This is a genomic window from Niallia sp. CD-39, from assembly GCF_059874745.1.
This window is the reverse complement of record NZ_JCBCPS010000001.1, coordinates 150,852-170,775: the sequence shown is the minus strand read 5'-3', so window position 1 is coordinate 170,775 and position 19,924 is coordinate 150,852. Positions and strand designations below refer to the sequence as shown.

Sequence of the window (19,924 nt, the reverse complement as noted above, 5' to 3'; positions counted from 1 at the left end):
ACTATTTATCTTTTCCTTTAATTACACAAAAATATGCCTTATTCCCAATGTTGAACTCTATTCAAACAAAAATTCAGAACCCTCGTTTGCAAAGATTCATTAAGGGAATAATTATGTAGAAATTATAAAAGAAAACTGTGAAGAAAAGAAAGGGGAAAAGCATGAATTCATCCTTACACGTATTCTCAGAGATTAAACCGCTGCGATCAGTGTTGCTTCATCGCCCAGGAAAAGAAATTGAAAACTTAATGCCAGAATACTTAGAAAGACTACTATTTGATGATACACCATCACTACCAATCATACAGAATGAACATGATGACTTTGCCAATCATTTAGTAAATGAAGGTGTACACGTATTGTATTTACACGATTTAGTGGTAGAATCAATCCAATCAGACGAGATTAAGAAACAATTTATAGATAATGTGTTGAAGGAAAGCATGGAGAGTTTAAATGGATCATATCAACTCGTTTATGAGTATTTATCGTCGTTAACGAATGAGGAGCTCGTCCATCAAATGATGGCAGGTTTGCCAAAATCGATCTTACCACCATCAAATTTGCACTTACATGAAATGATCTATGATGATTATCCGTTTTATTTGGATCCAATGCCTAATCTATACTTTACAAGAGATCCAGCCGCTGTTATTGGGAATCAACTATCCCTTAACCGCATGTTCGAACCTGCAAGAAGAAGAGAAACAATTTTTATCGATACAATCATGACGCATCATCCAACTATGTCGAAAGATGTGAAAAAGGTGTATGAACGTGAGGATATGTATCCGATTGAAGGTGGAGATATTTTAGTCTTAAATGAAGAAGTGATTGCTATTGGTGTGAGCGCTCGTACTTCAGCCCAAGCGATTGAACAGTTCGCGAACAACCTTTTTAAGAAACAACCGACGTTTACAACCATTCTTGCTGTTGATTTACCTAAACTTCGTGCATACATGCATTTAGATACTGTTTTTACAATGGTTAGTGAAAACCAGTTTACGATTCACCCTGCTATTTTAGATGAGAAAGGCAATATTGATCTTTTTTTAATTGAAAAGTCATCGAATGAAAAAGGGTTTACTGTGCATAAGCGCAATCATTTAACTTCAGCATTAAAAGAAGTATTAAACGTTGATGAAATCTCGCTCATTCCTTGTGGGGGTGACTCAATTATTGCTTCATCAAGAGAGCAGTGGAATGACGGTGCTAATACATTAACAATCTCACCAGGGGTTGTTGTTACGTATGATCGAAACTATGTAACAAATGAAGAATTAAGAAAGAACGGCATTCGTGTTATCGAAATTAAAAGCTCCGAGCTATCCCGCGGTCGTGGTGGTCCCAGATGTATGAGTATGCCACTTAATAGGGAAAAGTAAAAATAAAAACAAGCTGTCATGAGATTGACAGCTTGTTTGATAAATCATTCTATAAGTGATATTGCTTGTTCTAACACCTTATCTCCCTGCATCATGCCGTAGGCCATCATATCAATGATCGCTACCTTCACACCATGTGGTTCAACTTGGGCACGAATATTCTTTTCTAAATAACGCACTTGTGGCCCAATTAATACGACCGCCAATTGATCAAGCCTATTCTTTAATTGTGACTCTGGTACTGCATCAATATCAGCTTGAATCCCCCTTTGCTCTGCAGCCGCTTTCATTTTATTTACTAACAAAGATGTAGACATTCCAGCTGAACAAACCAATAAAATTTTCATGTTATCCCCTTTCTAACCGATCCATCCTCTCATATAAATCAATCATTTCATTTGCAAGCTCTTTCACGGTCAAAGCTGTCATTAGATGATCCTGTGCATGGACAAGGAGAACGGATAATTGGTTTGTTTCTCCATTTGCTTCTGCTTGAATTAGCTTTGTTTGGAATTGATGAGCCTCAGCAAATTCACTGTTCGCATCTTCAATCTTCGTGCGAGCTTTTACAATCTCTCCACTTTTTGCTAGCGAGATTGCTTCCATTGAGAAAGAACGTGCATTACCTGCATGGAGAATAATCGAAAATGAAGTCATTTGTAGTTCTTCTGCAGAGTTCATAAGTTTTCCTCCAATATGTTGTTAAATTTACACATTAAACGCTTAAGTTATTCTGATCTTTTGATACTGTTTCTTCTTGCTTCTTATTAAAAGCACGAGCACTAGCCCTAACAAATGGCAAATAAATAAGTACAGCAAGCGTTAGGTTAAAGACCTGTAAAATAATTCCGCTCAAATGTCCTCCTGTGACCAAATATCCACTTAAAATCGGAGGTGTTGTCCAAGGGATCATTGCAACCGTTTTTGCAACTAAACCAGAATAAATGGCCGTATAACTCGTAATTGTCAGAGTAACTGGTACTAAAATAAATGGAATAAGCAAAGTTGGGTTTAAAACTATTGGTAATCCGAAGACGATTGGTTCATTGATGTTGAACAAACCAGCAGGTGTTCCAAGCTTAGCTACTTCACGGTAAGGGTGCTTATTTACACTTCTAATACCTATAAATATCGCGATAAGTAAGGCAATTGTCGTACCTGAGCCCCCCATCAACACAAATGCATCTAAAAATGGTTTAGTGACAATATTAGGAACATCCATCGCAGATGTGCCTGCATTAAATAAATTTACGTTTTGTTCAATTAACGGCAGATAAACAGGTTCGATAATTCCACCAATAATATTAGAACCATGCAGTCCAAAGAACCAAAGAATATGAATGACAAAAGCTACAATGATTGCCGCAGGCAACGTATTTCCTAATCCTTGCAATGGTTCTTGAATGCCTTTAAATACAAGCTCGAATATACTAATTTCTGCAAAGATACCCATTAATGCTTGAAAAAGACCGACTAAAATCATGATTAATGAAGCAGGAATTAAAGCTTTAAATGCGCGAGATACACCATCCGGCACACCTTCTGGCATTTTTATTGTAAACTTTGATTGTAGCAATACTCTAAATAATTCAGTAAGAACAAGAGATAGGATAATACCAACAAATAAACCTTGAGCTCCTAACCAAGCTTGACTAATACCAGAATCTGCTGTGACCGGAACAAGAATAATATATGAAGCACCAGATATAATTGCTGCTGATAAACCATCAATGTCATATGATTTTGCTAAGTTATAAGCAATGGCAATACATACGAGGAGTCCAATTATAGCAAAAGAACCACTCCATATATTCCCTCCAACAGCTTGCCAATTCCCTTCACCAAATATTGAATTAAAGATAGCTACTAAATCAAACTTCCAGATCTTTGGAAAGTTATTTAATAATACTGCCAATGATCCAATAATAATCAATGGCATGATCGTAACAAATCCATCACGAACAGCAACTAAATGCCGTTGTGCACCAATACGCCCTGCGATTTCAATAAACTTTTGCATCAGTTATCCTCCTAATTTACAAATTGAGGCAAATGCTTTTTATGTGCCTCTAAAAGTTCATCAAGCAATGGTTTACTTCTTTTTTCATCAGCGATTAATGGATTCATAATGAATGTAGCGTAAGCATCTTCGTAATTCCCTGTAATGGCAGCTTTGATGACCAATTCCTCAAACGCCTTCATATGCTGAATAAGACCTTTTACCTGGATAGGTAGTTCTCCAACGCTAATTGGTTTTGGCCCATCCTTCGTAATGATACTGTTAATTTCGACAACAGCACTAGCTGGCAAGTCGGTGATTGCACCATTATTTAGTGTATTAACTGTTTGAACATCTCCTATGTCGTTGTATATTGAATCTATTAAACTACAAGCTACATCACTATAAAATGCACCTCCTCTCTTTTCTAACTCTTTAGGTTTTACATCTAAATCTGGGTTATTGTACGCTGTAAATAGTGTTTTTTCTATTTGTTGTACGATTTCTGCACGTGTTCCATCTTTTGAAAGGGCTTTCATATCTTTCTCTAAAACATCTTTTGTTTGAAAGTAATATTGGTGGTATGGATTAGGTAAGAGCTTCAACGATTGTAAAAATTCTTTAGACCAACCGAGATTTACAATATTAGCAGGAGTATACTTCCACTCATTAACTAGTTTGGTTAAAAGCTCACTAGAACGGTCAACATTTTGAATCAATACCTTTTTTCCAAAAACAAAATGATTCATTCCAATAAATTCAATCAACACTTCATCTGGCTCAACTTCATAAAACTTTGCCAATGTATCTTTCATGTTGTATGGAACGTTACACACACCAATAACCTTTTTATGATCTGAATGCTGTAATAGTGCCTCTGTCACAATTCCTGCTGGGTTAGTAAAGTTAATCAACCATGCATCTGGGCAAATCTCATGAATATCTTTGGCGATATTAAGTAAAACAGGGATGGTTCTAAATGCTTTAAAAATTCCACCTGCTCCATTCGTCTCTTGCCCAATAAATCCATTCTCAAGTGGGATTCGCTCATCTTTTGCTCTTGCCTCAAGACCACCTACCCGTATTTGGGTTGTAACAAAATCTGCTCCAACTAGAGCTTCTCGTAAATCTAAAGTCCATTCGATTTCAATTGAAACATTTGCTTTTGCAACCATTCTTTTCGCTAAGGAGCCAATTATATTTAGTTTCTCTTCTCCCTCCTTAATATCAACCAATGTTATTTGCTTCACCGGCAAAGTAGACGAACGATTAATGAACCCTTCAATAATTTCCGGAGTATAGCTAGATCCTCCTCCGATAATAACAACTTTTAAAGTCACAGTAGTATAACACCTCTCGTATCAATTTTTCATAATATTCGGTTATTAGTGATAATGTATCATACAAATTTATAGTTGTCTATAACAAATAATACGATTTGTTATTACAATTTTTTTATTATTGTCTTACTATGTCTCTTCTTGTAAACTTAAAAGAACTAATACGAACAAGGGGCATATTGAATGGACAAAAATCAATCATTGCACGCATATATAAAAGAAGAATTATTAAATCGTATCAAATCAAAAAAATATAGCCCAAACGAGAAAATCCCTACTGAATTGGAACTATGTAATGATTTCAACGTTAGTCGAACAACCGTTCGCGCTGCATTAAATCAGTTAACGCAAGAGGGATATTTAGTACGACATCAAGGTAGAGGTACTTTTGTTGCTGAGCAAAAGGTGAGTCAAACACTTTCTCACACAATAAAAAGATACGCTGATCAATTGGCTGTTCAAGGAAAAAAAGCAAAAATCAGTGTGATTGATATATCAGTAATACCTGCAACTGAGTTTTTACAAGAAACATTAGAAGTTGATGCACACTCACCTATTCAACGGATTGAGCGTATTCGTAGTGCAAATTCAGAAATAACATCGTATGAAATTTCCTATATCCCATGGCATATTGCACCTGGTCTATCTATCTCACAAGCCGAAACATCTATTTATCAATCATTAAAAGAGGATTTCCAAGTTAATATCGCTAATACAATTGTTCACCTTGAAATTACTCTTGCGGATGAGCGTGCGAGTAAGCATTTAAAATGCAAAAAAGGCTTACCTTGCTTTTATCTTGAAACCATTGCCAAAGATCATGATGGAATGAAGATAGAATTTTCACGTTCCTATTTTCGCAGTGACAAAACAAACTTCCTTATTGAAACAAATTTCAATGGCCAATGATGATCATGAGGAGGAATAGAATGAAGAAACTACTTATTAACGCGGATGATTATGCAATGACTAAAGGCGTAACAGATGGAATCATTCATAGTCATATACATGGAATCGTTAACTCAACAACAATGATGATGAATGGATTAGCAGTCCCTTATGCAGTTCACCAGGCTAAAGCACATCCAACATTAAAAGTCGGAATTCATCTCGTTTTATCTTGGGGGAAGCCACTCTCCCCCTCTTCTAAGAAGCTTACAAACTCTACAGGCTGTTTTAAATTTACAAGCTCATATTTATTAATGGAACCTCCAAATCCAAAGGATGTTTTTACCGAATGGGATTCACAAATTAAGAAGTTTTTAAAAACCGGCCTTCCTCTCCATCATATCGATAGCCATCACCATATACACGGGTGGCCACCATTAAAAGAAACCATTATTGCGTTATCAGAGAAGTATAATGCTCCTGTCAGATACACCCCATCTCTGTCCGATCGTCTTGACCTATGTGTAACCGAATCGCTCTACACAGGATTTTATCAGAGCGGAGTTCATCGTCATCTGTTCGATGAATTGGATAGAATAGACTCTCCTACAATTGAAGTAATGACACACCCAGCTTTCATTGATCAAGAATTAATAGAGAATAGTAGTTATGTCGAAATGCGTGAAAAAGAATTGCATATTTTAACTTCTATTAGAAAACCTAGTGAGTTTACTCTGCTTTCTTAAGGGTATTTCACCTATTAAACACATGTAGTCTTTTACTCCTTCTCAATTATTTAAAGTCGGTTTTTATTTAAAATCATTATAAAAAAGTATTGATTTTCGACTGAGAAGTGTTATCATTGGAGTGTAGACATGTGAAATAAGTCTATGAGGTGAACCAATAAATGAAACGTAATAACAGCGATTTAACAACAAGCTGGGGTACTGTCGTTGGGGATAATCAAAACTCTATAACTGCAGGAAACCCAGGACCTACACTTATTCAGGATGTTCATTTGTTAGAAAAACTAGCACATTTTAATCGAGAACGAATACCTGAGCGCGTCGTTCATGCTAAAGGTGCCGGTGCTCATGGATATTTTGAAGTAACAAATGATCTTAGTCGCTATACGAAAGCCTCCTTTTTATCTGAAATTGGCAAGCGTACGCCAATGTTTATTCGCTTCTCCACAGTTGCTGGCGAACGTGGCTCAGCTGATACAGTGCGTGACCCTAGAGGCTTTGCAGTGAAGTTTTATACAGAGGATGGTATATATGATTTAGTCGGTAATAATACACCGATCTTTTTCATCCGTGACGCAATTAAATTTCCAGATTTTATTCATTCGCAAAAGCGCGATCCACAAACCCATTTAAAGAGCCCGACTGCCCAGTGGGATTTTTGGTCACATTCACCAGAATCACTACACCAAGTAACTTACTTAATGGGAGATCGGGGACTTCCCGCTAGCTTTCGAACGATGAATGGGTACGGAAGCCATACGTTTAAATGGGTTAATGAAGATGGCGACCCTGTCTGGGTGAAGTATCACTTTCATTCCGATCAAGGTGTTAAAAATATTGATGGAAATCTAGCTGAAAAAATGGCAGGTGAAAATCCTGATTATCACACTGAAGATTTGTTTCATGCAATTGAAGCTGATAACTTTCCTTCTTGGACATTAAGTGTACAGATCATGCCATTTGAAGATGCGCAGAGATATCGCTTTGATCCATTTGATGTAACAAAGGTTTGGTCCCATAAGGATTACCCTTTAATAGAGTTAGGGAAAATGATTCTCAATCGAAACCCTGACAACTACTTTGCAGAGGTTGAGCAAGCAACGTTTTCTCCTGGTAATTTTATTCCTGGGATAGAGCCATCTCCGGATAAAATGTTACAAGGACGATTATTTGCTTATAACGATGCTCATAGATACCGCGTGGGAACGAACCATAACTTGCTACCTATTAATCGCCCACAGATAGAGCAATATAATTATCAGCGTGATGGAAAAATGCGGTTTGATGAAAATGGTGGTTCCAAAGTTAACTATGAACCAAATAGTTATCAAGGTCCGACAGAAAGCCGGTCTGAAAAAATTCAATCATTCGAAGTTTCTGGTGTAGCTGATAGTGTTTCCTATGATCATAACGACCATTATACTCAAGCTGGCGACCTCTATCGACTGATGTCACTAGATGAAAAAACGAGATTAATCAATACAATTGTTGAAGAAATGGAACCTGTTGAATCAGAAGAAATAAAACTGAGACAAATTGAACACTTTTATAAGGCTGATCCGGAATACGGAGAAAGAGTTGCCAAAGGACTAGGCTTAAGTGTTCAAGAAACAGTTTAGAACGACATATATCGTGAACCTTTAAGAGTAGGTAGCTAGTCACCTACTCTTATACATAATCAATTTTCATTATCAGTGCTTAAATGAGAAAGTAGACATGTTCACTATCTCATTACATATAATCATAGAAAAATGAACGTGATAAGAGGGTGGTTTTTATGACTGCAATTAATGAGCTAATCCCACTGTTAAAGGCAAAAGGGTTAAGAATTACTCCACAACGGCTTGAAATATTAACAACACTCATGAATTTGAAAGGTCACCCTACTGCTGAAGAGGTACAAAAGGAAATTCCAATCATCAGTTTGGCTACGATCTATAATAATTTAAAATTATTTGTACAACTAGGAATCGTAAACGAACTTCCTTACGGGAACGGAATTAGCCGTTATGAAATCTATCGATCTAATCATTACCATGTCATATGCGATCAATGCGGTTCGATTGAAGATCTCATGTTCCCTGACTTAAAGGTTGTTGAAAAGCTAGCTTCAAGCGTCACTGGATATGAAATTAATAAACATAGATTGGAAGTATACGGACTATGCCCACAATGTGTTCAAGAGAGGTGAAAATGGTGAAAACTAGCGAGGAAAAATGCCCAGTCTGTCATTCTACTATCATACAGTTAAAGCATACGATTAAATGCAAATGCAGCATTCGCTTAAAAAAAATCAAGACAATCTCTTAATCGTTTGGAAGTGTAGAAAAATGCAAATTCAAAAAGTGAATTTCGTAAAACGTTACGTTCAATTTTTTCTCGGGCTATTTCTTATGTGCATCGGGATTGCTTTAATTACAAAAGCAAATCTTGGAACAACTGCGATTTCCGCGATTCCCTATATACTTAGTCTTCACCTCCCGTTTTCGTTTGGATTTTTCACGATTATGGCATGTTTTGTTTTTATATTTTTACAGCTCATGATACTAAAAGCTGACTTCCCTCGTTTTCAATACACTCAATTCATTGTTGGACCGACGTTTGGCCTATTTATTGATACGAGTATGTCCCTCTTGTATTTCATTCACCCAACTCATTACTTGGCGCAAATTTGCCTATTGATAATTGGTAGCTTTATTCTAGCATTTGGCATTCATCTGCAAATTTCATCGCAAACAATGTATAACCCTGCTGAAGGTATTGTAGTCGCTTTAACAACTAAGCTAAAAAGAAACATAGGCTATGTTAAGGTCGGATTTGACCTCACCCTCGTGATCATCGGTATTGCCTTATCGATATACCTATTGCAATCCGTTGCTGGAATACGTGAAGGAACCGTTATCTCAGCCGTATTAGTTGGCTTTTTCCTGCAACAAATTCGTTCTTTTACTACCGCGAACGCCCAAAAGAAAAGCTTTGCAAGATAGGCCAAGTTTTTAGTATGATTGTAGGGTATATTCGTTTGAAATGAGGAAAATTAAAAAATGAGCCTATTAAATGTAGAAAATTTAAGTCATACTTTCGGGGATCGCACTCTTTTCAAAGATGTATCCTTTCGTCTATTAGCAGAAGACCATGTTGGATTAGTGGGAGCAAACGGTGTCGGGAAATCAACACTTATGAATATTCTAACTGGAGAATTGATTCACGATTCAGGACGAGTAGAATGGATACCAAATGTCCATTATGGTTATCTTGATCAGCATACGGTTTTAACGCCTGGAAGAACAATGAGAGATGCACTTAAAGACGCATTCTTACCATTGTTTAAAAAAGAAGAAGAACTGAATGAAATTACAGCTAAAATGGGTGAAGCAACACCTGAGGAATTAGAAATGCTTTTAGAACAAATGGCTGAGATTCAAGATCATCTTGATGCTGGCGGTTTCTATTCGCTTGATCTTAAAATTGAAGAAGCAGCAAGAGGACTTGGTTTGGATGCGATTGGCTTAGAACGCGATGTTGCTCAATTAAGTGGTGGGCAAAGAACGAAGGTATTATTAGCCAAGCTTCTATTAGAAAAACCACAAGTCCTATTACTAGATGAACCGACAAACTATCTTGACGTAGAACATATAAAATGGCTTACCCATTATTTAAAGGAATACCCATATGCCTTTATATTAATTTCACATGATACGGAGTTTATGAATGCCGTTTCCAATACGATTTTCCATTTGGAATTCTCTAAGCTAACGAGGTATACAGCAAGTTACGAGAAATTCCTAGAGCTTGCTGAAATCAATAAAAACCAACATCTACATGCATACGAAAAACAGCAAGAATTTATTAAGAAGCAAGAGGATTTCATCTCAAAAAATAAAGCAAGGTACTCAACGACAGGTCGAGCAAAAAGTAGACAAAAGCAGCTAGACCGTATGGAACGGATTGATCGTCCTGAAACGGCGATGAAACCAACGTTTGATTTCAAGGAATCCCGTGGTAGTAGTCGTTATGTTTTTGAAGGAGAGGATATTGAAATTGGCTACACTCAACCCTTACTTCCGAAAATGTCAATGACTATTGAACGTGGAGAAAAAATTGCGATCGTTGGATGCAACGGTGTTGGAAAATCGACTCTACTAAAGACAATGCTTGGAAAAATAAAGCCTTTAAACGGCAAGATTCATCATGGAGACTTCCTCTTCCCTTCTTACTTCGAACAAGAAGTTAAGGCAGATAACATTACACCGATCGATGATGTTTGGAATGAATTTCCATCAATGGACCAACATCAAGTTCGTGCTGCACTTGCACGATGCGGGCTGAAAAATGAGCATATTTCTAGACCCCTTTCGCAATTAAGTGGAGGCGAACAGGCAAAGGTCCGTCTATGCAAACTAATGATGCATGAAAGCAATTGGATTTTATTCGACGAGCCTACAAACCACTTAGATGTTACAGCTAAAGCTGAGTTGAAAAAGGCATTAAAACAATACAAAGGAACGATTGTTCTTGTATGCCACGAACCAGACTTTTATGAAGACTGGGTCACAAAGGTTTGGGATGTAGAAGAATGGTCCAATCATCTTAATAATTAATATACGTTATATATAACAACCCCAGCAAATCATTACGATTAGCTGGGGTTGTTATTATTCTGCATAAATCATCTTTTTTGTCATACCACCATCTATCACTAGGTTCATACCGTTTACAAAGTCATTCTCATCTTCTGTTAAGTACAAACAAGCTCTAGCGATATCTTCTGGTTTCCCCACTCTTTTACTAGGATGTTGTTCATGATCCTGCTTTGATAATTGGTCATAATCTCCTGTTTCAATCCACCCTGGTGAAATAGAATTAACCGTTATGCGATCTTTTCCTAATGAAATGCTTAAAGCATGAGTGAGAGCAACAATGCCGCCTTTCGATGCAGCATATGCCTCGGAGTTCTCCTCAGACATCATCGCCCGCGTTGAGGCAATGTTTATGATGCTTCCACCCTTCTCGTTCATTCTCATCATCTTCGCTGCCTCTCTGGATGCAATAAACACACTTCTTAAGTTTGTATGAAGAACCTCATCCCATTCATCAACAGATAACTCATATAGTGATTTCCATTTTGATATTCCTGCATTGTTAATTAATATATCGATCTGCCCATATTGTTCAATTGCATAATTGATTAAATTGATGATCTCTTCTTCTTGAGTTACATCTGTTTTAATAAAGGAAGCGGAGTATCCCTTCTTCTTCAATACATCTGTAACGAATAAACCTTTGCTTTCATCGACATCAGCTAATACAACATTTGCTCCAGTTTGGGCAAATTTCGTGGCAACTGCATGACCAATTCCATTTGCGCTACCCGTGATGATGACCGTCTTTGTTTTCATAATCGATTCCTTTCACCGTCCATATTAGATAGAAATTTTCTTTTCATATAATTCATCCTTAATATTCATTAAGAATAGAGGATTGTCAGTTGTTGTTAAAATTGTTAGTGCATGCATTGCTCTCGTACATACTGTGTAAAACAACTTTCTTTCGGCTTCGTGTTTGTATGTTGAACCATCTAAAACGATTACAGCATCAAATTCGATCCCTTTTGCTAAATACGATGGAATCAACATGATGCCTTTATCATACGAATTTGTTGAAGCGTCAACAAATTGAATTGGAAGCTGATCATTGATTTCTTCATAAACGCTCTTTCCTTCAGCAGCAGTTTTACAGATCACAGCAATTGTTTCAAACGATTGCTGTTGATATTGATTAATAACCCTAACTAATTGTTCTATATGTTGTTGTTTTGATATAAGCTGGACGACTGGTAAGTCTCCATTTCGTTCAAATGGAATAATCTCACCGTTTACTTGTAATAACTCATTTGTTAATTCGCCAATTTGTTTAGTCGAGCGATAACCCTTCTTTAACCGATACACAGCTGTTTGATCTTCTTCTGATTGATCTAGATGGTGTCCCCCATTATGAATGATCGTTTGATTTACATCGCCTAACATCGTCCATTTTGCATATGGGAATAAATAGTCCAAATAATTAAATTGTGCAGTTGAATAATCTTGAGCCTCATCGATAAACAAATGTTTGATGCTTTCCTCATAACGTTTGCCTAATAAACGATCTTTTAAATACAAATACGCTGTTGCTTCATCGATCGTTAACTCTTCCTTACTAGCATAGTCTGTTTTCATTATTTGCGAAAACAATTCCTTGAACTGGATAAATTTATTTCTTTTTACCCGTCTTTTTAACGGTTTTATTTTCTTGCTGACGACTTTTTTTGCTAGAATCGTTCTTTCTTGTTCATATTCGTCAACAAAAATATCCTCTTCTTTGCTCTGCAATACTTGATGTGCTTCTAAATAGGCTTCTTTATCCAACAGTTCTATTTCGGTATCGACCCACTCTTTTTCTCGTTCTGCTTTTTCAACTCGTCTAATTTCCTTTAGAATGTATTGTTTCATTTGCTCTAATCGATTTGGAATTGAAATATGTGATTCGAATGAATAAAATAACTGAACCAATTGCTCTTCAGTAACAATCACTGATTCTTTCCATTTAATACTTCTAAACTTCATTCCATCACTTTTTAGTTGGTCGATCACAAGATCAATTCTTTCAATAAAGTGCTTCGAGGACATTTCTTTTTCTTCGACTTCTAGCTTTTCGTTATGATCATTGAGGTGATTTTCCAATTGAACAAAAGGATGACGAAGAGAATAGTCGTCTTCAAGCCTTTCTGTTAAAAACGAGTAGTAAGTTGTCTGTTTCATATTGTCTTCTCCTAATTCAGGCAAGACGGTAGAAACATAGCTACTAAATAATGAATTCGGAGAAAATAACATAATCTGATCGGCATTTAACGAATTTCTTTCTCTATATAATAGAAACGCAATTCTTTGCAGTGCAGCTGATGTCTTGCCACTTCCAGCACCACCTTGAACAATGACGACTTGATGCAATGTATCGCGAATGATTTCATTTTGCTCTTTTTGGATCGTTGATACAATCGTCTTCATCTTTGTATTGGCGTGATGGCTTAAAACTTCTTGTAATAATAAATCACGAATTGCAAGACCGGAGTCAAACATGCCTTCGATTAATCCTTTATTAATCATGAACTGCCTTTTAGACTGCATCTCTCCATCAATTCTTCCTGATGGAGTGTCGTAATGAACTCTTCCTAATGGAAAGTCATAGTATATGCTTGATATTGGTGCACGCCAATCATAGACATAGTATTCATCCGTTTGTTCATCACGAAATGAATTTGTTCCAATATAAATGTTCTCTATTTCTTCAGTACCATCTTCTTTATAGTCGATCCGTGCAAAGTAAGGAGAATGAATCAGCCGTCTTAATTGCATTAGTTCTTTTTGTACAACATCAACAGAACGTTCTCTTTCCGCAAGAAGTTCTGCTTGTTGTTTCATGCTTGTAAATGTTTCGATGACATCATCTAATTCTTCAAGATTGACTGTTACATCATCCCAAAATGTCTTTTTTAAGTACAGTGCTTGTGAGCCGATTTCTTTTTCCTGTTTTAATAAGAGTTCTATTTTTTGAGCGATTTTCTTTTTGACATGATCGACTCTTTGCTGTTCCAAATGTCTTTCTTCGTTTTTTTGCAAAAAAACCACTCCATTTCAATTATAAATGTTGACGCATCTAATCTTATTGTGTATAATATAATTAGATACATATGATCTAATTATATACAAAAGTCATCATATTTAAATTTAACACACCACTTGATTCATTACAAGTGTTTTTTTGCGTCTAAAAAGCCAATGTATGCTTACTAAGCGAACATTGGCTTTTTTCTTATAGTTCCCTCAAGATAGCACGAACAGGGCTACCATCTCCATCATGTATTGCAAGAGGCAATGCGATTAATTCGAACATGTCACATCGTATGTTATGTAGCATCAAGTTTTCCAATATGAAAATGTTTGCTTCACAGAGCGCTTGATGCGCTGGCAATGTATGGCTTGTTAAAGGATCTACTGAAGGAGAATCTAAACCTATTAAACGAATCCCCTTTTGCTGCAAAAAATTAGCCACTGGAGGATCAAGATATGTATAATCAACAGGGAATTCGTTGACATCCTCCCATGATCCCGTCTTAATTAACAATCGTTCTATATGATTGAAATCAAAACATTCTAAATCTTGAACAGTTATTTTTTCTTTACCTTCCACTTCAACTACAAGGGCTTTCCCGATAAACACATCAATAGGTACTTCATTTATTTTTAAGCCTTCCTGATTATAATGAAATGGTGCATCAGCATGTGTTCCAGTATGTGTACCCATCGTCAGCTTGCCTACATTTGCTGCTGAATCATTAATGGTAGATACCAATTGGTAATCAAACTCAGAGTCTCCCGGAAAAACGGGCATCCTTACTTTCAAAGGCATTGTAATATCATAAATTCTCATCAGACTCCTCCTTTTACTAGTAAATCCTCTAATACTTTCTGTACGTGTAAACCATCCTCAAAGTTTATCAAAAGTGCATCTTGATCTTCGTTTAAGCCCTTTAATAGCTCATTAGGAAGAGAAATTTGAACCTCTCTTGACAGTGCTAACTTCTTTAGCTCTGAATCCCCTTCACTTATATGCAGAACACTCCAATTTGTTAATTCAATTGTTCCTTTGTCTCCATAAATTTTAAATGATAACTGCTCATTTTGACCGATTCCACTTGTTCCGTTGAATAAAACAGGTGTACCATCGTTTAATGAGAGCTTACTAATAAAGCTTGTTTCACAAAGGTTTTCATCCTCTGGATATTCAACAAAGGTTTGATTGACAGTTAATGATCCAAAGAAATATTGTATAAGCTGAATATAATGAGGACAAACTTCTCGAATAAACCCACCTTGTTCGCGACTGGCGATCCATTCATTTTGTTGCCACGGACGAGGCCATGTATTGAAGTGTAAGTTTAATTCGATTTTTTTGATACTCCCCAATGCACCTGAATCAATTTTCTCTTTCATGAATGCTGTCACATTGCTATAAACCATAGGAAAATTAATAGCATTTACAAGGTTTGCTTTTTTGACAGCATCATCCATTTCTTCAGCTTCTTCTACCGAATTTGCAAGAGGTTTTTCACATAGAATATGCTTGCCGCTATTGATTATATCCAAGGCAATTTGATGATGAAATTTCGGAGGCACAGCTAAGTAAACCAAGTCTAGTTGTTCTATTGCCAATAAATCGTGATGATCTTCAAATGCTTTAACATTCCGTATTTCATTTTGAACTGCACTTAGACGACTACGATCTCTATCACAGATTGCTATGATCTCTACTGCATTCTCACCCTTATATTGAAGAAGTGACTTTAGCATTCGTTCACCAATTGCACCTAATCCAATTACACCAATTTTTACTGTTTTTTTCATTGTTGTTTTCTCCTTACTTTTCATTTATATACCAACCAATGACAAGTTCATTTAAATCAATCCCACCAATGTTGATTGTAAGCGTGTCTACTAAGCTACCTCCACAGGAATAATAGAAATTTTTCGCTTTATTTTCCTCTAAAACACAAACAACAAGGGCATCATGTTCATTTTCTCTTAAATGATTTATGACTGCATTTGTTAAAGCTTTGCCGATACCCATTCCTTGATACTGCTGCAATATGTAAATAGCGTATAATTCCCCTGTATATTCAGGATACTTCCCACTTCGTTCCTTCCCACCTGTTGCAAAACCAATAATATCCCCAGATTCATTAACTGCAACGAAAACATGGCCTATTGGGATTGCGGACTTCCACATCTTCTCTTTATCCTCATACGATAACTTTTTAAGAAATGTTTCCGGTACGATTCCTTGATATGTCGTCAACCAACTATCTACATGTACCTTTGCAATCTGCGATTCATCTCCATCTCTTGCCCTTCTGATGTTCATAAAGACAACTCTCCCTTACAAAAACTAGTCTTTTATGAATATTTAGATTAATTGAAACTTAACATTCTGTCAATCTCCTTCATGTAAAAATAAACGTCAAAATGAATGATCACATTTTGACGTTTATTTCTTTCGATTAAATGAAATTCTCTTGGTTTAGAATAGATTGTAATTGTTTTCTTCCTCTAAATACTCTTGTTTTAACAGTACACAGTTTCAGGTTGAGTGTATCTGCAATTTCTCGTTCTTTAAGGCCATCAATGAACTTCATTTGAAGTACAGTATGATATTCTGCTTTCATTTTTTTCATAGAATCAATCAGTTGTTGTAAAAATGCTTTTTCTTCAAAGTCATTTTGGACATTTTGAGAGGAGGCCTTTTGTTCAATAAATTCATCCTCACATAGTACCGCTTTCTTTCGTTTTTCTTTGCGAATGACATCAATCGATGTTCTCGTAGCAATAACGGATAGCCAGCTTATTACTTTTTCTTTTTCTTCAATTTGATCCATTTTATTATACGCCTTCATGAATGTTTCTTGAACAGCATCCTCCGCTAATTGAACGTCTCTTGTTACACGATAGCAAATATGCAACATTCGATTGTACTGTTCGTGATAAATTTTTTCGAACTCTTGATCATTCATTGCCTCCCCCTCCTTCTTTTTCAGCTTTCTTTATAAAGTGTGATTGTTACTTTGAATAAGTCTCCATCCGTGTTGATTGTAAACGTACCATTATGAAGATCAATGATTGACTTTGCAATGGCAAGCCCTAGACCAGAGCCATCTGTATGCCTTGATGTATCACCACGCTTAAATCGTTCTGAAAGCTCTTCAGCATGATCATTCAATTCATATTTTGATACATTTTTAAAGTGAATCTGCACTAATTCTTTTTCTTCTTCAATTGAAATGTATACTCGTGAATAATCAAGTGAATATTTAAAAATATTGCCTATTAAATTGTCAAAGACACGCCACATTTTTTGACCGTCTACCATTGTGTAAATGGCATGATCAGGATGATGTACTTTAAACGTTAGAAGAGTTTCAGACATGTTTGTTTCATATTCACCTAATGCTTGTTGTAACAATTGAACAATATCGATTCGATCTTTTACGATTTCAATGCTTCCACTTGCCATTTTAGAAACCTCGAATAAATCTTCAATTAGACTCTTCAAGCGTTCTGATTTTCTTTCAATCACTTGGATATAAGCGGCTCGATCTTCTATTGTCAGTTCATTATTTTTCAATAATTGAGTGTACGTAATAATTGATGTTAAAGGCGTTCGTAAATCATGACTTACGTTTGTAATAAGTTCTGTTTTCAAACGCTCGCTTTTCGCTTGCTCTGTTTGTGAACTTTTTAGCCCTTGTTTAATGATGTTCAAGTTTTGTGCAAACTTCCCAAGTGTAGAAAGCTCATTTTCTTTTACATCAATGTCTTTACCGATGATGCCATCTGCTAGTTCGTTTGTTTTATTCGCGATTGTCTCGAATGAATCCGTCTTTCTCTTTAAGAACGAAATGAATGAAATACCAACTACGGTTAAGAAAACGATATAGAGAATAAAGTAGAGGTCATTTCTTAGTGAGTAAACCCCTGCAACACCTGTAAACAACACCATAATTAGGACAATCAATACTTGTGAAAACAAACTAAAGCGCATAAAAGCTTTTTGTAAACGGCGCAATACGATTTTTATTAGTTCGACACATTTAAGCGCTGCCTTAATGACAAACACATTGTCTGCATGAAGTACTTCTTGCTTATTCTCATTTAAATCTAAATAGATTAAGCGTGCTTGATAATATGAAAGGAAAGTACAAAGTGCACAAACTGACAACGAAAGTACAACTTGCATGACTGTATCAATGTATATATGCTCATAGATGTAATAGAATATATCGTTTACTAAAAACATAGATAAGAGCACGAATATAAAGGTAAGCATCATGGATGCTAATTGTAAATCAATTGGCAACTTTCTATAAAATGGTCTTAATCGTCTCTCAACAGATTGTATTGATTTTGATTTTCTTAATGCCCATAAGCTAATGAATAAACTTACAACCCCGATTAAGCTATAGACAATTAAAACCGTTCTCATTTTTGTATGTTCATTGTATTGAGACATAATCGCAGTAGCGTTCGATAGATCACTTGGAATTGCAACAATTCCATCATATGTACTTCTTAAGTCAGATGGATATGCTTCTATTCCTACATATGAAAATGGGAGCATGTGCAAATAATCGAACTGATTCGAAATCGTAACCTCTCTTTCATATAAGGGTTTAAGGGAAGCTAAATACTCTTCTACACTTTTATCCCCAAGTGCCATATTTGTAGAAACTGCTCCGGTTTGTTTATTCTTAAAATAATATAAAAATTGGTCTTCATAGCCTGATAAGTCATCCGCATATAGTGCCTTTTCATGATACAGCAGCTCAATCTTTTCTTCTTTTTCCTCGATAATCTTTGGAAGAATATGATCATCACTTTTAAAATTCATCGTAATGTCTTCAATCTTGCTATCTCTTTCAGCAATTAGCGCATCTAAAACCTCTTGACTATTTCTACTTTCCGCTTCATATATACGATCTTCATATTGATACCTAATGCTTTCGAGTTGGTCCTCTAAGGGTCCAAAGCGATAGCGGTGCTCATCAATTTCTTCTTTAGTGACGTTAAGCATTTCTTTAGCATCATCCAGCTCAACATCATTTAGTTTGTAAAAATCAACATAGCCTAGAAAAACACCAAATTCAGTTGAAAAACTATCCGTGTTGAAGTAATCAGAAAAGATATACCGATCTCCAAAGCTTAATAAAGCATGGATACTTGATAATCCAACGGATAATAAGAAAAAGACAAGAATAACGACGATGTTATTTTTCCATTTTATACCCAATTCCCCAGACCACCTTTAAATACTTTGGATTCTTCGGTTCTATCTCAATCTTTTCTCTTATTTTTCGAATATGTACAGCAACTGTGTTTTCTGCATTAAAGCCTGGTTCGTTCCACACTCTTTCGTAAATCTCATTAATAGAGAAAACCCGTCCTGCATTCTTCATTAGCAGTTCAACCATTTTATATTCTATCGGTGTTAGTTTAACTGGAGATCCATCAACACATACTTCTTTAGCCGAAGGATCTAAAGAGAGACCATTTAAGTCAATAAGCTTGTTTCCACCCTCAAATGTACCTAGTGTTACATACCGCCGTAACTGCGATTTTACTCTTGCTACTAATTCCATCGGATTAAATGGCTTGGTTACATAATCATCAGCGCCAACTTGAAGGCCTAATATCTTATCTGTATTCTCACTTTTTGCACTTAAAATAATAATAGGAATATTTTTCTCTTGGCGGATTCGATCTGTTGCTGTTATTCCATCAAGTCTAGGCATCATTACATCTAGTAAGATTAAATGGATATTATTTTCTTGAATAACTTCTAGTGCCTCTATGCCATCACTCGCTTGGATAACGTTCATTCCTTCATGTTTTAAATAAATGGAAATTGCATCACGAATTTCTTTTTCATCATCTACAACGAGCACATTGTACTTTTCCATCTCGAATCCCCTTCTAC

General features: G+C 36.0%; 19 protein-coding genes. 7 read left to right on the top strand and 12 right to left on the bottom strand.

All coding sequences use genetic code 11. The annotated features are described in order from the left end of the window. Window positions 1-161: 161 nt before the first annotated feature. Complete coding sequence (gene arcA / locus AC6F34_RS00885; RefSeq protein WP_500768025.1) at window positions 162-1,385, top strand: arginine deiminase; 1,224 nt, start codon at window positions 162-164, stop codon at window positions 1,383-1,385. Window positions 1,386-1,429: 44 nt separating this feature from the next. On the opposite strand, the gene AC6F34_RS00880 is transcribed toward arcA, so the two are convergent. The 4 genes from AC6F34_RS00880 to AC6F34_RS00865 are packed head-to-tail and all read right to left on the bottom strand — an operon-like array spanning window position 1,430 to window position 4,724. Then, window positions 1,430-1,732 carry a PTS sugar transporter subunit IIB gene (locus AC6F34_RS00880; protein ID WP_500768023.1) on the bottom strand — a complete coding sequence of 101 codons (303 nt, stop codon included), beginning with the start codon at window positions 1,730-1,732 and terminating at the stop codon, window positions 1,430-1,432. Window position 1,733: 1 nt separating this feature from the next. After that, complete coding sequence (locus tag AC6F34_RS00875) at window positions 1,734-2,066, bottom strand: PTS lactose/cellobiose transporter subunit IIA (RefSeq protein WP_500768021.1); 333 nt, start codon at window positions 2,064-2,066, stop codon at window positions 1,734-1,736. Window positions 2,067-2,100: 34 nt separating this feature from the next. Beyond that, window positions 2,101-3,405 carry a PTS sugar transporter subunit IIC gene (locus AC6F34_RS00870; RefSeq protein ID WP_500768019.1) on the bottom strand — a complete coding sequence of 435 codons (1,305 nt, stop codon included), beginning with the start codon at window positions 3,403-3,405 and terminating at the stop codon, window positions 2,101-2,103. 11 nt (window positions 3,406-3,416) lie between these two features. Further along, window positions 3,417-4,724 carry a 6-phospho-beta-glucosidase gene (locus AC6F34_RS00865; protein ID WP_500768017.1) on the bottom strand — a complete coding sequence of 436 codons (1,308 nt, stop codon included), beginning with the start codon at window positions 4,722-4,724 and terminating at the stop codon, window positions 3,417-3,419. A 183-nt stretch (window positions 4,725-4,907) separates the two neighbouring features. On the opposite strand from AC6F34_RS00865, the gene AC6F34_RS00860 reads away from it, so the two are divergent. The 6 genes from AC6F34_RS00860 to AC6F34_RS00835 all read left to right on the top strand — a co-directional run bounded on the left by AC6F34_RS00860 (window position 4,908) and on the right by AC6F34_RS00835 (window position 10,959). Next, window positions 4,908-5,633, top strand: a complete 726-nt coding sequence (locus AC6F34_RS00860) for a GntR family transcriptional regulator (RefSeq protein ID WP_500768015.1) — start codon at window positions 4,908-4,910, stop codon at window positions 5,631-5,633. Window positions 5,634-5,653: 20 nt separating this feature from the next. Continuing rightward, window positions 5,654-6,358 (top strand): ChbG/HpnK family deacetylase, encoded by a 705-nt coding sequence (locus AC6F34_RS00855; RefSeq protein ID WP_500768013.1) that lies wholly within the window; start codon window positions 5,654-5,656, stop codon window positions 6,356-6,358. A 161-nt stretch (window positions 6,359-6,519) separates the two neighbouring features. After that, entirely contained in the window at window positions 6,520-7,977 is a 1,458-nt protein-coding gene (locus AC6F34_RS00850) for a catalase (RefSeq protein ID WP_500768011.1), read from the top strand. Window positions 7,978-8,135: 158 nt separating this feature from the next. Next, the gene (locus AC6F34_RS00845) at window positions 8,136-8,549 is read left to right on the top strand and encodes a Fur family transcriptional regulator (RefSeq protein ID WP_500768009.1); all 414 of its coding nucleotides are present in this window, start codon (window positions 8,136-8,138) and stop codon (window positions 8,547-8,549) included. A gap of 139 nt (window positions 8,550-8,688) precedes the next feature. Further along, window positions 8,689-9,345 (top strand): YczE/YyaS/YitT family protein, encoded by a 657-nt coding sequence (locus tag AC6F34_RS00840; protein WP_500768007.1) that lies wholly within the window; start codon window positions 8,689-8,691, stop codon window positions 9,343-9,345. Between the two features lie 57 nt (window positions 9,346-9,402). After that, window positions 9,403-10,959: an ABC-F family ATP-binding cassette domain-containing protein gene (locus AC6F34_RS00835; protein ID WP_500768005.1), complete on the top strand. Its 1,557-nt coding sequence runs from the start codon at window positions 9,403-9,405 to the stop codon at window positions 10,957-10,959. Window positions 10,960-11,013: 54 nt separating this feature from the next. Here the strand turns inward: AC6F34_RS00835 and AC6F34_RS00830 are convergent, their stop codons facing one another. The 8 genes from AC6F34_RS00830 to AC6F34_RS00795 form a co-directional block, all read right to left on the bottom strand. Beyond that, window positions 11,014-11,757: an SDR family NAD(P)-dependent oxidoreductase gene (locus AC6F34_RS00830; RefSeq protein ID WP_500768003.1), complete on the bottom strand. Its 744-nt coding sequence runs from the start codon at window positions 11,755-11,757 to the stop codon at window positions 11,014-11,016. 24 nt (window positions 11,758-11,781) lie between these two features. After that, a complete protein-coding gene (gene helD / locus AC6F34_RS00825; RefSeq protein ID WP_500768001.1) occupies window positions 11,782-14,016 on the bottom strand; it encodes an RNA polymerase recycling motor HelD in 2,235 nt (744 codons plus the stop codon). 193 nt (window positions 14,017-14,209) lie between these two features. After that, a complete protein-coding gene (locus tag AC6F34_RS00820; protein WP_500767999.1) occupies window positions 14,210-14,827 on the bottom strand; it encodes a cyclase family protein in 618 nt (205 codons plus the stop codon). Next, window positions 14,827-15,801 carry a Gfo/Idh/MocA family protein gene (locus AC6F34_RS00815; protein WP_500767997.1) on the bottom strand — a complete coding sequence of 325 codons (975 nt, stop codon included), beginning with the start codon at window positions 15,799-15,801 and terminating at the stop codon, window positions 14,827-14,829. The genes AC6F34_RS00820 and AC6F34_RS00815 overlap by 1 nt, the downstream gene beginning before the upstream one ends. Before the next feature lie 13 nt (window positions 15,802-15,814). Continuing rightward, a complete protein-coding gene (locus AC6F34_RS00810; protein WP_500767995.1) occupies window positions 15,815-16,318 on the bottom strand; it encodes a GNAT family N-acetyltransferase in 504 nt (167 codons plus the stop codon). 136 nt (window positions 16,319-16,454) lie between these two features. Further along, the gene (locus AC6F34_RS00805) at window positions 16,455-16,964 is read right to left on the bottom strand and encodes an RNA polymerase sigma factor (RefSeq protein ID WP_500767993.1); all 510 of its coding nucleotides are present in this window, start codon (window positions 16,962-16,964) and stop codon (window positions 16,455-16,457) included. Window positions 16,965-16,984: 20 nt separating this feature from the next. After that, window positions 16,985-19,237: a sensor histidine kinase gene (locus AC6F34_RS00800; protein WP_500767991.1), complete on the bottom strand. Its 2,253-nt coding sequence runs from the start codon at window positions 19,235-19,237 to the stop codon at window positions 16,985-16,987. Further along, a complete protein-coding gene (locus AC6F34_RS00795; RefSeq protein ID WP_500767989.1) occupies window positions 19,215-19,907 on the bottom strand; it encodes a response regulator transcription factor in 693 nt (230 codons plus the stop codon). The genes AC6F34_RS00800 and AC6F34_RS00795 overlap by 23 nt, the downstream gene beginning before the upstream one ends. Between the last annotated feature and the right edge of the window lie 17 nt (window positions 19,908-19,924).

Excerpts from the sequence above, each read along its gene's own strand:
- arcA (WP_500768025.1), top strand. The coding sequence starts at position 162 with ATGAATTCATCCTTACACGTATTCTCAGAGATTAAACCGCTGCGATCA.
- AC6F34_RS00880 (WP_500768023.1), bottom strand. The coding sequence starts at position 1,732 with ATGAAAATTTTATTGGTTTGTTCAGCTGGAATGTCTACATCTTTGTTA.
- AC6F34_RS00875 (WP_500768021.1), bottom strand. The coding sequence starts at position 2,066 with ATGAACTCTGCAGAAGAACTACAAATGACTTCATTTTCGATTATTCTC.
- AC6F34_RS00870 (WP_500768019.1), bottom strand. The coding sequence starts at position 3,405 with ATGCAAAAGTTTATTGAAATCGCAGGGCGTATTGGTGCACAACGGCAT.
- AC6F34_RS00860 (WP_500768015.1), top strand. The coding sequence starts at position 4,908 with ATGGACAAAAATCAATCATTGCACGCATATATAAAAGAAGAATTATTA.
- AC6F34_RS00855 (WP_500768013.1), top strand. The coding sequence starts at position 5,654 with ATGAAGAAACTACTTATTAACGCGGATGATTATGCAATGACTAAAGGC.
- AC6F34_RS00850 (WP_500768011.1), top strand. The coding sequence starts at position 6,520 with ATGAAACGTAATAACAGCGATTTAACAACAAGCTGGGGTACTGTCGTT.
- AC6F34_RS00845 (WP_500768009.1), top strand. The coding sequence starts at position 8,136 with ATGACTGCAATTAATGAGCTAATCCCACTGTTAAAGGCAAAAGGGTTA.
- AC6F34_RS00840 (WP_500768007.1), top strand. The coding sequence starts at position 8,689 with ATGCAAATTCAAAAAGTGAATTTCGTAAAACGTTACGTTCAATTTTTT.
- AC6F34_RS00835 (WP_500768005.1), top strand. The coding sequence starts at position 9,403 with ATGAGCCTATTAAATGTAGAAAATTTAAGTCATACTTTCGGGGATCGC.
- AC6F34_RS00830 (WP_500768003.1), bottom strand. The coding sequence starts at position 11,757 with ATGAAAACAAAGACGGTCATCATCACGGGTAGCGCAAATGGAATTGGT.
- AC6F34_RS00820 (WP_500767999.1), bottom strand. The coding sequence starts at position 14,827 with ATGAGAATTTATGATATTACAATGCCTTTGAAAGTAAGGATGCCCGTT.
- AC6F34_RS00815 (WP_500767997.1), bottom strand. The coding sequence starts at position 15,801 with ATGAAAAAAACAGTAAAAATTGGTGTAATTGGATTAGGTGCAATTGGT.
- AC6F34_RS00810 (WP_500767995.1), bottom strand. The coding sequence starts at position 16,318 with ATGAACATCAGAAGGGCAAGAGATGGAGATGAATCGCAGATTGCAAAG.
- AC6F34_RS00805 (WP_500767993.1), bottom strand. The coding sequence starts at position 16,964 with ATGAATGATCAAGAGTTCGAAAAAATTTATCACGAACAGTACAATCGA.
- AC6F34_RS00795 (WP_500767989.1), bottom strand. The coding sequence starts at position 19,907 with ATGGAAAAGTACAATGTGCTCGTTGTAGATGATGAAAAAGAAATTCGT.